Genomic DNA, 15,675 nt, shown 5'->3' on the forward strand with positions numbered 1-15,675 from the left:
AAACTCGATTATAAAATCGAGCTATTTAATAACTTATAAGACTCTAAGAAGTTGCAATAGCACGTGTATTTTCAGTCTCTTGCTCACTTCGACAGAAAAACTTGCCGATTATTGGGGTAAGGTTCTCCGTATCAACTATAGAGCGAAATCGAAGGCACCCGATTGGGTGCCTCAGCTGGTTGAAACGGGTATTGGGAATGGTGAACTTACACTAGTGAAGGACATAACGCTCGGCTCACTAACGGAATCGACTTGTCCCTTTCTAGCATGTGCTTTTGCTTGTGTGGAGGTTAATGACATTTCAAACACTTCAAAGATTGTTTTTGGGATTCTCATTTCTTTAGACGAAAAACAATTGCATTATTCATCGGCCTAATTGTTCAATAAGCCCGAATCACAGAAACGGCTGGCGTCATTTTTATCGATTTTGCAATCCATTAGGATCACTGAATAAGAAAAACGCCTGGCGGCGTCCTTTTAAGTTCGTTCAACTGAGTTCATACGTGTAAAATGGCCGGGTGTGGGAGAAAAACTTATACCCGGCTATTTTCTTACATCGCTAATCCTGTACTCGTAACCATGAATTCCCTCGTAATATTCCGGGTACATGCCTCCTCCACATTCTTCGCAGCTGAATTGCGGAGGTACGGTTGGATCTCCATCATCCATCGCATCGAAATTTCGAACGACATTCAGCGGAATCTCTTCTGTTGTATGACATTGAAGACAGATGTAGGTTACTTTCGCTTTGCTATGCAGCCCGCTTTGCGGCTTTTTCTTTTTCTTCGCTACCTTTCGTTTCTTTGACACCGGCGACATCCCGAATCATCCTCTCCAGACATGCCTTTGAGGTGGAGCACACCGCGTACTTCACCTTCAACTTCCCATCCTCAAGGCAGGCTTCTCCCTTGTATTCGTAATAACTTTCGCATTTTGGGCAACATGGCGGCTTCCCCGTCTGCTCCTTGATCCGTTCACTCCACGTTCTGCGTTTTAATATCCGCTTTGCCTTGACAATCCATCTTCTCGCGGCTTTTTGCCACTCACTGACTAACTTCTTGCACAGGCTCTTGATCCGCCGCGAATAAACCCCGTAGTAACGGATCGTTTTGAAGTTTTCATCCGGAATATGCCGCACAAGTCTACCCATAAATTCTTCTACCGAAATCGTCTCGGTCTTCTCTTCCCCGTCATTCTTATCCCGGTAACGAAATGTCACCTTTTCTCCGTCATACGCTTCGATCCGGCTAACCGCTATCGCTGGTCTTCTCATGTATCGCCCGATATACCCGAGTTGCTGCTTGACGTTCCCTTTCTGTTTCGGAGCATGCACATAAAAGCCTTCTCCGTTCTCGCAGTAAGCTTTTTGCAAACGGGACTGCACTTGCTTTTTCTCTTGTTCACTTAACTTTCGACGAATCAGCTTCAAAACAACCGTCTGCCATTGCTTACGCAGCATCTCGAACGGAATAAAATCGTATGTTTTCCACTCGCCGGTCTTCTTCATTCCTCCCATCGTTACAAGCATATGTACATGAGGATTGAAGTTAAGCCGTGCCCCAAACGTATGCAACCCGGCTACGATTCCGGGAGTTACCTTATGTTTCTTCTCAAAATGTTCTTTGACTAAGCGTACCGCTTCATCCATAAATTCTTTGAGTAATTTTGCCCGATGGAGCAGAAAGATTTCCCGTAATCCTTCGTCGATCGTGAAGACGACATGGCGGTGGTTGACTTGGAATACATCTTGTTCCAGGAGACGTGCCCATTCCTCTGTTTCTCCGCATGAACAGGTCGTACAGAATCTTCCTTTACAACGATACGGAACGAGCCGTAGGTCATGACATCCTTCACATACCATCAGCTTAAAACCGTTTCTGGGATCCCCGCATCGACGGAACTTCTCTACTTCTTTCCGCACATTGGCACGCAGCTTGCCACCATGTTTTGCCACAAACCGATCCCAGTGCCCTCGCTCATCAAAGAAGATTCGTTTCAAAATGTTCGTCTCCATATCCTAACCTTACCAAAAACAGAAATCAGGCGGAAGACCTGCTCCCACCCCAAAATTTATAAATTCTATAATGTTCAAAAAGGGATGCTGCCCTATCGCAGCATCCCTTTGTATATTCCGGGCTCCGAGCCCTCAATCACGATCGCGCCGGTCGCCTTGGCGTAGAAATCTTTCGGGCCCGCGCCGCCGATTACCGCATATCCGTAACCGTCCATCCGCATCAGGTCGAGCGTATGCAGCAGCAGCTGTTTGCCGATCCCCCGGCCCCGCTCCTTCTCATCAACGCCGGTGGGTCCGAAGAACCCTTTCATCGTGGCATCATAGCAGGCGAAGCCTAGCAGCTTTCCGTTTTCAATGGCGATAATACAGGAAACTGGCGAACGGGCAAGAGCTACTTCACATTCGCTTACCCAGTGCTCATTGAAATGCTCGCCTACCCATTTCGCGACAACATGCTTCTCCGGGCCGATGGCACGGCGAATGGTGATCCCGGTCCGGGCTTCGTACTGCTGGGCCGATTCGAAGGGGGGAAGATCGTATAATTTCACTAACATATCGGACATGCTTATCGCTCTCCTTTGTTAGAAAGACGTGTTTTGAGGGCTATTATACGTCTTCCCTTCCCATCCGACAACCGATAAGCGAAAATATTTTCCTGTCACTCCGCACCTTCGAGCACATACTCCTTATATCTTCCGTAATCGCTTTGCTTACACTCCAGAACGAGCTTTGTTCCCTCTTCCTCATAACTCGTCTCGAGCACGTTGGCCTGCTCATTCAAGTAAGAAACGAGGGACCCTTTATCGTACGGAATCAACATCGTGCACTTCACGTAGTCCTTGAAAATCCGCCGGCGGATTTCATTCACCAGCTCGGCAATACCGATGCGCGGCTTAGCGGCCAAGTAAATGATATCTCCCTGCACACTTGGGAATGCTTGCTCCGTCCGATCGGACTTGTTGTAGGCATAGATCATCGGGATGTCGGTGATGCCAATTTCCTTCAACGTTTGGTGCGTGATCTCGATCATCCGCGCGAATTCCGGGTTGGAATAATCAACGACATGGATCAAAAGATCCGCCTCAGCAACCTCCTCCAATGTGGATCGAAACGCCTTGACCAGGTGATGCGGCAGCCGGCTCACGAAGCCCACCGTATCCGTCAGCAAAAACGACTTGTTATCCTCCAGCGGGATATTGCGGACGGACGTCTCCAGCGTGGCGAACAGCATATCCTTCTCCAGCACCTGCTTCTCCATTCCGGGGGTATATGTTTCGAGCAGCGCGTTCATGATCGTCGACTTCCCGGCATTGGTATAGCCAACGAGCGATACGACAGGCACATCGTTCTTCTTGCGCTGTTTGCGTTGGGTTTGGCGATGGGCCACCAGCGTCTCCAGCTCACGGCTGAGCGCGGTGATCTTCTCCTCAATCCGCCGGCGATCAAGCTCCAGTCTCGTCTCCCCCGCACCGCGGTTCTTCGTGCCGACCCCGCCGCTTTGGCGCCCCAGCGATTCCCGCAGCCCGATGAGCCGCGGCAGCATATACTTCAGCCGGGCCACCTCAACTTGGAGCTGGGCCTCGCGGGTTTTCGCCCGTTCCGCAAAAATATCCAGAATCAGCAGCGTCCGGTCAATCACTTTACACTCCAGATCGGACTCCAGATTTCGCAGCTGCGACGGGGATAACTCATCATTAAAAATCACGAGATTGCCGTCGTGCGCCTCCAAGAGCGCCCGCACCTCGGCAATTTTGCCTGTACCGATATAATGCGACGGAGTGACCTTAGGCAGGTTTTGCGTAAGCACGCCCACGACTTCAATGTCGCAGGCCTCCGCCAAATTCGCTAGTTCTTCCATCGAATAGTCGAAATCCGACTGATGATTTAAATTCACGCCAACCAAGATGGCTTTTTGCTCTAACTGTTGTTGTTCCGTCATGGTCATAACCGAGTTCCTCCTTTATAGGAAAAAAATAAACACAGGCACTACACCTGTGTTTACGCAAACGGTCCCTCAAACAGCCCGAAATCCACGAACAGAAGATCACCGTCCCCGTTCGCGTTCCCGGCCAAATCAGGCATATTCTATTCTAAAGTTCCAATTGGTCCCCTTTATCATAGTACACCTATCCCGTTCGCTCTGCACAGGTGCAGAGCCTTTGGCAGTATTCAATTATACGCACAAAGTGGTGAAACGGAATTTAATGTACAACACGGGGAACCCTCCGTTCTTTTTATAGTGATTCCAGTTTATCACAATTCGTATGCGTTCACAATCCACGCGTTATCGAGCAGCCAGATTTTTTAGGAGGACGAAACAATATTTGCATTTTCACGTATATAAAGGAAGAACATAGACAGCAACCAGTCAAACTTGCGTTGTAAGTCAGAACAAAGGAGGCGGAACCCATGGGAGGATTCGATCCCTCTCCGTTTGGCGGAGGCGGCTTTGGGGGAGGCGGCGATATCATGTTTACCATCATCCCCGTATTTATGGTCATCTTTTTTGTTATTTTCATCGTGTTGATGATATCCAGTGGGGTCCGTTACGCCAAGAACGCCCGCTCCCCGCGGGAAACGAGATATGCGCGAATCATCTCGAAACGGATGGACGTGCAGCACAGCTCCAGTCACATAGGCGAAAATAACACGATGCACAGCTCGTCTTCTCGGACGTACTATTACATTACGTTGGAGTTTGATAACGGCAGCCGTCAGGAATATTTGGATGTCAAAAATCTGTACGGCCTTGTCGCCGAGGGCGATGTCGGATATGCCGCTGTCCAGGGTGATTGGATTGTGGCGTTTGAGCGCGATGTGTCGCAGCGTCCAAACGGTGGTACATATTAATGGCCTCCAGGCCAAAAAAACAAGGTGTTCCAAGGATGATCTTGGGACACCTTCTTTGATTGCTGGACACTTTTTTCGGTTTAAAGGCCCGCTCGCGGTACGACTCCCGCAAATAAATACCCGACGACATCGTCGATTCTGGGATCCAGGGCGGCCGGTGAATGGAATACCCCGCGGTTTCCGTATAATGCCCCGCAATTAGAATGCCGTAGGGACGCTCCTCGTTGATAGCATAATCCGTCGTTTTTAGCCATATCCTCTCTTCCTTCAACCAGCAATAAACATCTAAAATGAATATAACCGATGTATACATCAACATCCAGATCCAACACGATCCATCGGATTTTAAATCCTTTAGGAGGCTGTTCTCTCTATGACCAATAACACAGCTGCAGTCCTAAGACTTGAAATCGGCCAAGCCAACAAAACGATCCGTCCCGGCAAACTAGCCCTGCACGCAGGAAGCAATCCGAAAGGAGAATCGTTTGGATTTACCAACTTCTATATGACCCGCAACGGCGAACCTGTGATTCCGGTCGTTGGCGAGTTTCATTTTTCCCGCTTCTCTTATTTGCATTGGGAGGAAGAGCTGCTGAAAATGAAAGCCGGCGGCGTTCATCTCGTTGCGACCTACGTGTTTTGGAATTTCCACGAAGAGGAGGAGGGCGTCTTCGATTGGAGCGGCAACCGCAATCTGCGGCATTTCATTGATCTCTGCGCCAAGCATGAGCTGCCGCTGATTTTACGGATCGGCCCGTTTTGCCACGGTGAGGTCCGCAACGGCGGCATCCCCGATTGGGTGTTCCGTTATCCGCTGGAGGTGCGCTCCAATGATGAGCGTTATTTGTCGCTGGCCCGACGTTTGTACCGGGAGATCGCCCGGCAAATTCAAGGTACCTATTATCAGGAAGGCGGCCCGGTGATCGCCGTGCAACTGGAGAACGAGTATATGCACGCTGGCGCACCGCTGGACGCCTGGGGATACAGCTCCGGTCAATACGTAACCGCCGGTACTGACGGCTCCGCGCATTTGGACGAATTGCACCGGATTGCCGAGGAGGTTGGCATTCGTCCGCTGTTTTTTACCGCTACTGCTTGGGGGGGAGCCGCAGTACCTGAGGAGGGCACGTTACCCATGCTGGCTGGATACGCTTATACGCCGTGGATCCCAAACCAACCGCCAAGCCGCGAGTTCCTGTTCCAGGATCTGCACGTTACGCCCGCCGAGCCGGTGAATTACGACAGCCTGGAGTATCCGGTAGCTTATTGCGAAATGGCCGGCGGCATGCAGGTCAGCTACAAGGCCCGGCCTTACGTGCCGGCGGAGAGCATCGAAGCGATGACGTTAGTGAAGATGGGCAGCGGCAGCAATCTCCTGGGTTATTACATGTACCACGGCGGTTCCAATCCCGTCGGCCGCAAGACGTTCTTAAACGAATCCGGTTTGCCGAAGATCACTTACGATTACCAATCGCCCCTAGGCGAGTTTGGACGGGTTGGTGATTCGTATGACCGCATCCGTACGATCTCGTTGTTTCTGCAAGCTTTTGGTCACCTTCTGGCTCCGATGGGGACCGTGCTGCCCGCAGGTCAGGAGCATATCGCACCTGAAGATACCCACAGCGTACGTTGGTGCGTCCGGCAAAAAGACGGCTCCGGATTTGTGTTCCTGAACAATTTCCAGGATCATGTCGACCTGCCGGATCGCCGGCTACGAATCGAGCTGGATACGCCACAGGGGAAGGCGTTCTTCCCTCAAACTGGCGAGTTCACGCTTCGGAGCAGGCTTGCCGCGATCCTGCCGTTCAACTTAGAGCTGGACGGATTGTTTATTGTGAGCGCCACCGTGCAGCTATTAACCCGGCTGGAAGCAGAGGACGAAACGTTGCTGGTGTTTTTTGCCCATGACGGAATGGAACCCGAGATCGTGATCCGCAAATCCTCGGTATCTGAAGTAGGAGGGGATGGGAGCCATGGTGCCGTTAAAGAAGACGAGGCGAACTGGATCGTTCGCCCAGCGACCGGCCGCCAACATCAGATCCGAGTGAAGACAGCCGAAGGCAGGGTCGTTCGTCTCGTCACCTTAACCCGAGATGAGGCGTTACTAACTTATCGTTTCGACGGGCTGTGGGGCCACGATAGGCTGGTCATCAGCACGAGCCATTTGGCGATAAAGGACGGGCAGCTTATCTGCACTTCGCCGGGACAAAACCAAGTGACCTTATCCCTCTATCCAGCACCTGTCCCATCGGCTGAATTGCGGAGCAGTGCGGGGGTGTTGCAAACTGCGGCAGAACCTGACGGAAGTGTGTTCCAAACGTATACCCTTGATTTTGCCGCTTATTTGCCCGAGCTGACTCTCAACTCTCCATCGGATCGCTCTGTACTGGTGGATGTCCCTGCTGACTGGCCGGAATCCGTATCGGACGTCTGGCTGCGTATCGAGTACGACGGCGATGTGGCCGCCGCTTACCTCGGTGACCGGATGTTGACGGATCATATCCATTACGGACAGCATTGGGAAATCGGGTTAAAACAAGTGCGGCACGAGCTGGAGAACCATCCGCTGCACCTCTCGATTACACCGCTTCGCCGAGGCACGGTGCATAGCTTCGTGAACCAGGCCTACGTGGAGCGATTTGAAGGGGTGGAGATCGCCAAAATCCACGACATTCAGGTCATCCCCCATTATTCCGCACGTTTATGGCCGCAAGGCAAGTAAAAGTCAAAAAGCGCGGGTGCAGGAGGAGTTTCTCATGCCCTCGCGCTTTTTTAGATAGGCGATAGGGAATCCGGACACGTCGTTCCTATGCTCAGTTCACCGGTAATCCCCGCTCGCGTGCAAAATTGCCCCAATGCGGCTTACGTCCGTCGATGTCGATGAACCCGTATTCGTCGGACAGGTCCCAGCTGGTCAGCGCTCGGCCGGTTTTGGCGTGGACGTTCGGGTCTGCGGCCAGAGCCGCCACTGCTTGCCCCACAAAATACGGCGTTTCGGATTCCGCGTATAACGGTTCCTTCTTGATGGCATCTCGCCAATTCGCTTCCTGAACGCCAAAGTAATCCAGCATCTGCTCGGAACGCAAAAATCCAGGAGTCACCGCCAATGCCGTCACATTGTGCGCCTTCAGTTCCTCGGCCATGGCTGCGGCCAGGTGGATCGGTGAGATTTTGGCCAGACTGTAGTACAGGTTCCCTCGATAGTTATAGGTCGATCCGTCGGTAATTTCGATGACCAGGCCTTCCTTCCGTTTGATCATCATCGGTACCCCGTAATAGCTCGTAATGAGATGGGTATGAACGGCCCGCTCCTGCATCAGTAACCCATCGGCCAACGGCTGCTCCCAGAACGGAGTGTTCCAATGGGTGAGGTTCTCGCCGCCCCAAATGTCATTCACCAAAATGTCCAGGCGTCCGTTCTGTTCCTTGTCCACACGTTCAAACAAAGCCTTGACCTGCTCCGGCACCGTATGATCCGTGCGGACGGCGATCCCGATTCCGCCGCGAGCGGTTACCATTTCAGCCGTCTCGTCAATCGTCTCCGTTCGGCCGATGTCCGATGCTTCTCCCCGGACGCTCCGTCCGGTGCAATACACCGTCGCCCCAGCAGCCCCCAACATAACAGCGATTCCCCGGCCTGCTCCACGTGTTGCTCCGGCAACGACGGCCACTTTTCCCGCTAAAGGTTTCTTATCCATGGTTTCGTTCGCTTCCTTTCCAGATTGAATTTCGCACGTACCTTTGTAGAATATCAAAGTATATATGACATCTATTGTCTTATATCCATGGTATAATCATTCCACGAATCTAAAGAGGCGGGAGGGGGAGTTATTGTGCGTGCGGATCGTTTGCTAAATCTGCTGCTCTTGCTGCAGAACCGGGGAAAAATGAGCTCGCGCCAGCTGGCAGAGCTGCTGGAGGTGTCGGAGCGGACGATCGTCCGGGACATCGAGGCGTTGAGCGCGGCGGGCATCCCCGTGTACGCGGAGCGCGGCTCCCGCGGCGGTTGGGTGCTGGCGGACAGCTATCGGACGAACCTGACCGGCATGCGGCCGGAGGAAATCGTCTCGCTGCTGCTGACGAACCATAACGAGCTTTTGAAGGATCTGGGGATACAGGGGGATTTTCAGGCTGCTTATCAGAAGCTACTAGCCGCTGCCCCCGCCCCAATTCGGCAGGACGCCGAGATGATCCGCGAGCGCCTCCATATCGACGGGGCCGGATGGCATGCCTCGGAGGAGGCTTTCCCTTGGCTGGCCGCCGTGCAGCAGGCGGTATGGACCCAGCGGAAGCTGCGCATCCGCTACCGCAAGGAAGACGATGTCACCGAGCGGATCATCCATCCCCTGGGGCTCATCGCCAAACGCAACGTATGGTACGTAGCGGCCGAGCAGGAGCCGAACGGGGAGCTTCGCACGTTCCGCATTTCCCGGCTGGAGGAAGCCTCCCTGTTAGAGGAGACATTCGTACGGCCAGATGGGTTTGACCTGGCGGCGTATTGGGAGCAATCGACCGCTCGCTTCAAATCGGAACTGCCCCGCTATCTCGCGCGGATACGGACGAACGAAACCGGGCTGAGCCAACTCCGCAGGGAGCGATTCATCAAAGTGCTTCATACGGAAGGACCGGACAACCAGGGCCAGATTCTGGCGGAGATCGACCTCCAGACACTGGACTGGGCATGCGGCGTGATCCTAAGGAACGGCCGGGATGTAGAAGTGCTGGAGCCGCAAGAGCTGCGAGAACGAGTGAAATCCGAAGCTCAGGCGATACTCACGTTGTATGAACACTAGGCTAGGTGACCCCCTCTTTGTCCGGACGCTTTTGCAGGATTATCCCCTTTGATCAGGTCGCGGGGAAACAGATCCTCTCGGGAAGGAAAGGGTGGGGAAGGGACAGATGTTCGACTAGCTCCCCTCTCTCTGCCCGGACGCTTTGCAGGATTATCCCCTTTGATCAGAGCGCATGGAAACAGATCCACTCAAGAGAACGAAAAGCAGGGGGAGGGCCGGATTTTCGTGTAGTTCAGGATGGGTTGAGAGTGGTTCGTGGTGGATTCGGAATTCGTGCAGAATTGATGCGAATTGATTCGGAAATGCTGGGAATTGATCCGAGAATGGTTGGGAACGATTGAGATTGAATCAGAGCAAATTCAGGATTGATTTGGGAATGATTAAAGGTGATTCGGGATTGACTCGGGGTTGGTTCAAATTGCTTTTTGGATGGTTCGGGAATAGTTCGGGATCCAGTCTCGGACTTGTCCCTGATTTCCCGTTCCCTTATTCGGACACGCCTTCCGCCCCACGCCACCTGCTTACCTTCTGAACGAAAGGGATAATGATGCAAAAGAACCTCACAGAGGCACCCTGAACGAAAGGGATAATGTGTGAAAGTCCCCCCAGAAAGACTCCCCTCCCTCAACCACCTGCTTATAAAAAATAGCCGGCCAGAACAATCAACTTCTGGCCGGCTATTTTTTCACGGTTAGTCCAGCAGGAATGCGCGCGGCGATACGTAGAGGAAGCGCTCGGCTCTGGCCATCACGTGGACTTTCTGCTCGGGAAAATGTTCATACACATAATCCACGAAGTGCCCCGGCTTCTCTGCATTTACCGCGAACAGGTCATAATGCAGCGGGATCACTGTATCCACGCCGATTTCCTGGGCGAAGTGTGCCGCTTCCCGGTAATCCATGTTCCCAACGATTCCGCGCCGCTGGCGGAAGTAATCCCGCCCGTTGATCGGCAGCAGGGCGATGTCCGGTTTCAGCTCACCAACTCGCTTGATCAATTCCGGAAAAACCAACGTATCCCCGGCATGATAAAGCGTCACGCCGTTAAGCTCCAAAACGTACCCGACGTACCGGGGGCAGCCGTCCGCATCCCGTTCCAACTGCTCATGGGCCGCCGCAATTGGCGTTACTCGCAGCTTGGAGAAGAATTCCAGCGGCTTACGGTCGTCTGCGGTGATGAGCAGGGAGTCCGGTAGGCCCATCTCCTGCAATGCCGGCTTGCAGCACGCCGGTGCGAGGATCGGCGCCTCCGGACTGCTGCGATGCAGCCACGGCAGCGTCCGCGCATCCATATGGTCATCGTGTTCATGCGTAATCAGGCATAGCTGAACGCCTTCAATCTCTTCCGGTGCAATGGGCGCAGGAAATGTGCGCCGCCAATCGCCGTCGTCCAGATCGCCCGAGAGATAGGGATCTACGTAAATCGTGATCCCATCCCCTTTAACGATGACGCTTTCCTGGCCAAGATACCAAATCGCCAAGGTTCCGTAGGGGGCTTTCGTCCGGGCGATCTCGCGGATCAATGCGGCGCCTGTTCGCTGATTTTGAGTCATTAGATAGGGGCACTCCTTGATTTTTTAGGTTCCCGCTACAATCGAACGAATGGTTTCCAGAGGCAGCTTCGGCTTACGATCATAGGTCAACAGGCCATTAATTTCCTGCTCCACGTCCGTAAACTGGGTATAGCAGAAGCCTTGAACCACCGGAGATTGCAGCATCGGTACGATAACATTCTTTAGCCGCAACGCAAAATCCTCCTCATTCTCCGCACCCGAGTACCCCCAGCCTTCCCATTCGTTCACCTTAAAGGATATCCCGCCAAACTCTGTGACCAGAATCGGCTGCCCCTCGTAAGGGAATCCGGGCACCAGAATCACCCGATTACCGGGAGCAGCAGTCAAAGCCGATTCGACCGTTGCATACCGTTCCTCCAGCTTTTCCCTACGCCACTCGTAGTCGTGAATCGTCACAAGGTCGGTGGTAACCAGTTCCCATCCGTCATTGGAAATGACCGGGCGCGTGGGGTCCAGCGATTTGGTCAGGTGGTACAGCGATACCGCGTGGTGCTGCTGCTGCTTGTCAATCATAATGTTGGTCACGCCCCAACTTTCGTTCAGCGGAACCCATGCCACGATGCAAGGATGGTTAAAATCCCGCTCCACCGCCTGCATCCATTCCCGCGTCATCCGGCTGACATACTGCTCAGTGAACTGGTAGGCGTTCGCCATCTCCCCCCACACCAGCAGACCCAGCTTGTCGGCCCAATACAAGTAGCGGGGATCTTCGATTTTCTGATGCTTCCGCACCCCGTTCAGCCCCATGGCCTTCACCAGCTCCACGTCCCGGCGCAAGTCCTCGTCGCTTGGCGCGGTCAGCAAGCCATCCGGGAAGTAACCTTGATCCAGCACCAGCTTCATATAATAGGAACGATTATTTAAGTGCAGTTTGCCGGATTCCACTGAAATTTTGCGCATCCCGAAATAGCTATAGACCGTGTCCACGGGCATACCATCGATCAGCAGCGTTAGCTCTAGATCGTACAAATTGGGGCGCTCCGGCGTCCACCAGCGTCCCAGACCATGATCGTTAAAGTCATCCAGGTGAATCACCCGGCGACCCGACTCATGACTTAAGGAGAAGCAATCCTCAGCGACAAATTCGCCGTTAAACGTGATGACGGCTTTCATGCTGGCTTTAACGGAGGCGCTGTGCCCTGCCAAAAACACCTCAAGACCGATATCATTCTTGTCGATGTCCGGGATCAACCGAATGCGATCAATTCGTGTCGTTGGTACCGGCTCAAGCCAGACGCTCTGCCAAATCCCGGTCGTGCGGGTGTAAAAGATGCTCTCCGACTGATCCTTCCAATACTGCTTGCCCCGCGGCAGGGAGACGTCGCGGCTGTAGTCCGTCGCCTTCACGACAACGATATTCTCGCCTTCATCAAGCACATCCGTAATATCCGCCTTAAACGGCGTATGTCCGCCTTCATGCATCGCCACCAGATGCCCGTTCACCCATACTTTGGCCTCGTAATCCACGGCGCCAAAATGCAGCAGCAGCCGGCCAGCCTTATAGTCTTCCGGTACGGTAAAGGTTCTCCGGTACCAGACCTGATCGTGTACGGTTGGATCGCCGATGCCGCTCAGCTTGCTCTGGTAGCAGAACGGCACGTTGATTTTCCGGCCAAAATCATGTTTCTCGTACCATCTTTCCCTTTCACCAATCCCTTGGTCGTCAAATTCAAACTCCCATTCTCCGTTTAAACTCATCCAAGCGTCGCGGACAAATTGGGGACGAGGGTACTCGTTACGTAAAGGTTGACTTGTCATTTTTCCGCTCCTTCGGGTCTCAATTTATTGTTTTTGTTTTAATACATAATTTTTGTATCTTTTAAGCTAAATATATCCCCGAACTCATATTTTGTCAACGCTTTCAGCTGATTTTTCTAATCATATTAGGCATTTTTATTTTACGAACTTTTTGGAATTAAGTATCTGCAATACAAAAAAAACCACCAACTCCCCAAGGAGCCGATGGTTAGATTAAAGCTTCATTGAATATAATCAAGCGTCTTCATCCAAAGTGTAGGCGACCTGCAGAACCAGGTCCTGGTCGTAATCGCCAAACTGCTTGCCGAATAGATTAACGCCGCCCTTATGGATCGCATCCGGCTTGACGCCGATCCGCACACGCAGACTCGGCCGTTGATCGAGGTTCAGATCGTTGATCGTGACGTCGGAGACTTTCTGCATATCGAGCGTCGTGCGTTCGCGGTCAACTCGCCATGTTTTCAACAAGCCGTATTGCGTCATCCAATCTTCCCACCAGGACGGATTTAATGCGCCGCGCCGATCCCCAAAATCCCCGGGACTCGTCCACATGCCGATCTCAACGCCATTAATCCATACGGAAATATCTGAAGGCCAGTCATTGTCATAGTTTGGTGCTTCCGAGCACATTTCCATTGACAACTCCAGCGATTGAATGCGCGCATTCTGCGGAACTTCCAGCGGGAACTGGTACTCCACATACCCTTTACGAAACCACAGAATCTGCGCCCCCACATGCTTAGGGTGGTAGAAGCTGGCCGGCTCATCCTCCCGAACCAGCATCCCTTCGCTGGATGCCATGCCGCACGTCGGATGAACCTCACAATCGCTGTAATGCCCGATCGGCATTTCAACCTCGTAAAACTTCATCCCGTCCTTGGACGTCCGGATGCTCGAGTTCAACGAGATGAGAATATCGTCGTAATTGCGGCTGCACACCTTCATCGCACCGCGGACGGCCGGAAGCAATTCCGTATTAATCAGCTTGGCTGCTTCCAATATCTTGACGTTGTTCGCCACCGTAGACACTGGCAGCTCCAGCGTCTCGGCAAGCTCAATGATATTCATGCTCCGCGTGTTGAGCAGGCGAAGAATGTCTACGCGAGACCGTGTAGAGAGCGCGTGCGCCACTTGAACCAGCTTATCCGGTTCGTGTATCCCGACTTCCAGCATAGGAACCTCCGTATCCGTATTCCCAAAAAATGATCTTACTTTCTTGACTTTACTACAATAAGCTGTAATAAATCAAGATTCATAAAGGTTATCACGATTCCGGGATCTTCAACGGCATCAGATCAAAGCAGTCCAGTTCAAACTCCCCGCGATTCTTGGTGAATCGCAGCTTGTTTGTCCCATCCTTCAGCTGAATTTTGGCAGTGGACAATCCCCAGTTGTTCCATCCCTTCGGGTGAACCGCCACGGTAACGGAAGATCCCATATCAACGCTTAAATCAAAATAGGCCATTTCTCCGGCAGCGCTCCCGTTTGCGGTTCTCGCCAGCAAGAGATACTCTCCCGCCGCAGCTTGGACGGAATACTCCGCGTAGCTGTCTTCCTGCTCAAACCGTCCTACGCTCTTTCCACCGGAACCCGCAGGATTCTCCAGCACAGTCACACCGTCTCCAAGCTGCCCCTTCTCCGCTTCATAGCGGATGCGGCTCGCCTCTCCGGACGGCAAGGATAGCGGGAGGTTCGGGTCTACTGGAACCCCTAGATTCGGGGTGTTATCCGCATTCCAGGTAAAGGGCTGCATCCGCACTTCCCGGTTCCAGCCGGCATCCTTGTATTTCGCCACGTGATATACAATCCAATCCTCTGTACCGTCAGGTGACGTGGTGAAGGAATGGTGTCCCGGGCCGTACAGCCCGTTGCCGGACACAAAAATTGGTTCCTCCCTCTTATGCCATGAAGCCGGATCGAGCAAATCGCTGGTCACATCTGCCGTGATCAAGCCCAGACAATAATCGTTCGTCCAGCTTCCGCTCGCCGAGTAGACCAGATTAATGGTTCCGTTTCGAACCGCCACCTGCGGACCTTCATTGACATGCGGCGAATGGTTCGTTTCCCAGGCATAGGTCGGCCGGGCGATCTCCACACGCTCCGAATCAATCGTCCAGGGGTTACTCATATGGGCGATGTATAGATTTTGACGAACATTCTTGTCCCCTTCCCAACCGGACCAAATAAAATACAACTCGCCATTCACCTGCAGAACGGTCCCATCAATGGCCCAACGATTGGCGGCGTCGGTGATTTGCCCTTTTTGCTTCCATACACCTTGTAATGGATCGGTCGAGGTATTCTCCATCACGTACATGCGATGGTTCACGTTGTCCCCGTCATCCATGGCGTAATAAATATACCAGGCTCCATGAATATAATGAAGCTCGGGAGCCCAAATGCCGTGGCCGCCTGTCGGAATCACCCTCCGGGGAGCGGCATCCACCCCCGTCATACTGGCGGATTTCCAAACCGTCACGTCACCGCCGGTGGTTTTCGTGAAGTAATAATACCCGTCGGTATGTTTATACATCCATGGATCTGCCCCGTCCTGCATCAGCACATTATAGAAATCATCCCGTTCTTCACCCGCGCTACCGGAGCCAGAACAACCTACCTGCGCCAATAGAAACAGACAAATGGCAGGCAACAGCGCTTTCCCGAATTTTCCCGTTTCCATCTTCATT

At 52.8% G+C, this 15,675-nt stretch carries 11 protein-coding genes; 3 read left to right on the forward strand and 8 right to left on the reverse strand.

All coding sequences use genetic code 11. From position 1 onward, the window contains the following. Positions 1-751 precede the first annotated feature (751 nt). From U9M73_RS14270 to hflX, 3 genes are all read right to left on the reverse strand, one after another. Entirely contained in the window at positions 752-2,014 is a 1,263-nt protein-coding gene (locus U9M73_RS14270; protein WP_110945313.1) for an IS91 family transposase, read from the reverse strand. Between the two features lie 92 nt (positions 2,015-2,106). Continuing rightward, on the reverse strand, positions 2,107-2,577 hold the full coding sequence (locus U9M73_RS14275; protein ID WP_009226496.1) for a GNAT family N-acetyltransferase: 471 nt from the start codon (positions 2,575-2,577) through the stop codon (positions 2,107-2,109). Between the two features lie 95 nt (positions 2,578-2,672). Further along, the gene (gene hflX, locus U9M73_RS14280) at positions 2,673-3,959 is read right to left on the reverse strand and encodes a GTPase HflX (protein ID WP_009226497.1); all 1,287 of its coding nucleotides are present in this window, start codon (positions 3,957-3,959) and stop codon (positions 2,673-2,675) included. 464 nt (positions 3,960-4,423) lie between these two features. Between hflX and U9M73_RS14285 the strand changes: the two genes are divergently transcribed. Both U9M73_RS14285 and U9M73_RS14290 read left to right on the forward strand, forming a co-directional pair. Further along, a complete protein-coding gene (locus U9M73_RS14285; RefSeq protein ID WP_036646319.1) occupies positions 4,424-4,864 on the forward strand; it encodes a DUF2500 domain-containing protein in 441 nt (146 codons plus the stop codon). A 373-nt stretch (positions 4,865-5,237) separates the two neighbouring features. Continuing rightward, positions 5,238-7,586 carry a beta-galactosidase gene (locus U9M73_RS14290; RefSeq protein ID WP_323077779.1) on the forward strand — a complete coding sequence of 783 codons (2,349 nt, stop codon included), beginning with the start codon at positions 5,238-5,240 and terminating at the stop codon, positions 7,584-7,586. Between the two features lie 91 nt (positions 7,587-7,677). On the opposite strand, the gene U9M73_RS14295 is transcribed toward U9M73_RS14290, so the two are convergent. Further along, positions 7,678-8,562: an SDR family oxidoreductase gene (locus tag U9M73_RS14295; protein ID WP_323077780.1), complete on the reverse strand. Its 885-nt coding sequence runs from the start codon at positions 8,560-8,562 to the stop codon at positions 7,678-7,680. 135 nt (positions 8,563-8,697) lie between these two features. Between U9M73_RS14295 and U9M73_RS14300 the strand changes: the two genes are divergently transcribed. Continuing rightward, on the forward strand, positions 8,698-9,657 hold the full coding sequence (locus U9M73_RS14300) for a helix-turn-helix transcriptional regulator (protein ID WP_323077781.1): 960 nt from the start codon (positions 8,698-8,700) through the stop codon (positions 9,655-9,657). 691 nt (positions 9,658-10,348) lie between these two features. On the opposite strand, the gene U9M73_RS14305 is transcribed toward U9M73_RS14300, so the two are convergent. The 4 genes from U9M73_RS14305 to U9M73_RS14320 form a co-directional block, all read right to left on the reverse strand. Further along, positions 10,349-11,209, reverse strand: a complete 861-nt coding sequence (locus U9M73_RS14305; RefSeq protein ID WP_260071617.1) for an MBL fold metallo-hydrolase — start codon at positions 11,207-11,209, stop codon at positions 10,349-10,351. 24 nt (positions 11,210-11,233) lie between these two features. Next, positions 11,234-12,988 (reverse strand): glycoside hydrolase family 2 protein, encoded by a 1,755-nt coding sequence (locus U9M73_RS14310; RefSeq protein ID WP_009226503.1) that lies wholly within the window; start codon positions 12,986-12,988, stop codon positions 11,234-11,236. 234 nt (positions 12,989-13,222) lie between these two features. Then, the gene (locus U9M73_RS14315; protein WP_009226504.1) at positions 13,223-14,161 is read right to left on the reverse strand and encodes an ArsR/SmtB family transcription factor; all 939 of its coding nucleotides are present in this window, start codon (positions 14,159-14,161) and stop codon (positions 13,223-13,225) included. Positions 14,162-14,252: 91 nt separating this feature from the next. Then, positions 14,253-15,674, reverse strand: a complete 1,422-nt coding sequence (locus U9M73_RS14320; protein WP_323077782.1) for a family 43 glycosylhydrolase — start codon at positions 15,672-15,674, stop codon at positions 14,253-14,255. Between the last annotated feature and the right edge of the window lies 1 nt (position 15,675).

Source organism: Paenibacillus phoenicis (assembly GCF_034718895.1).
Lineage (GTDB): Bacteria > Bacillota > Bacilli > Paenibacillales > Paenibacillaceae > Fontibacillus > Fontibacillus phoenicis.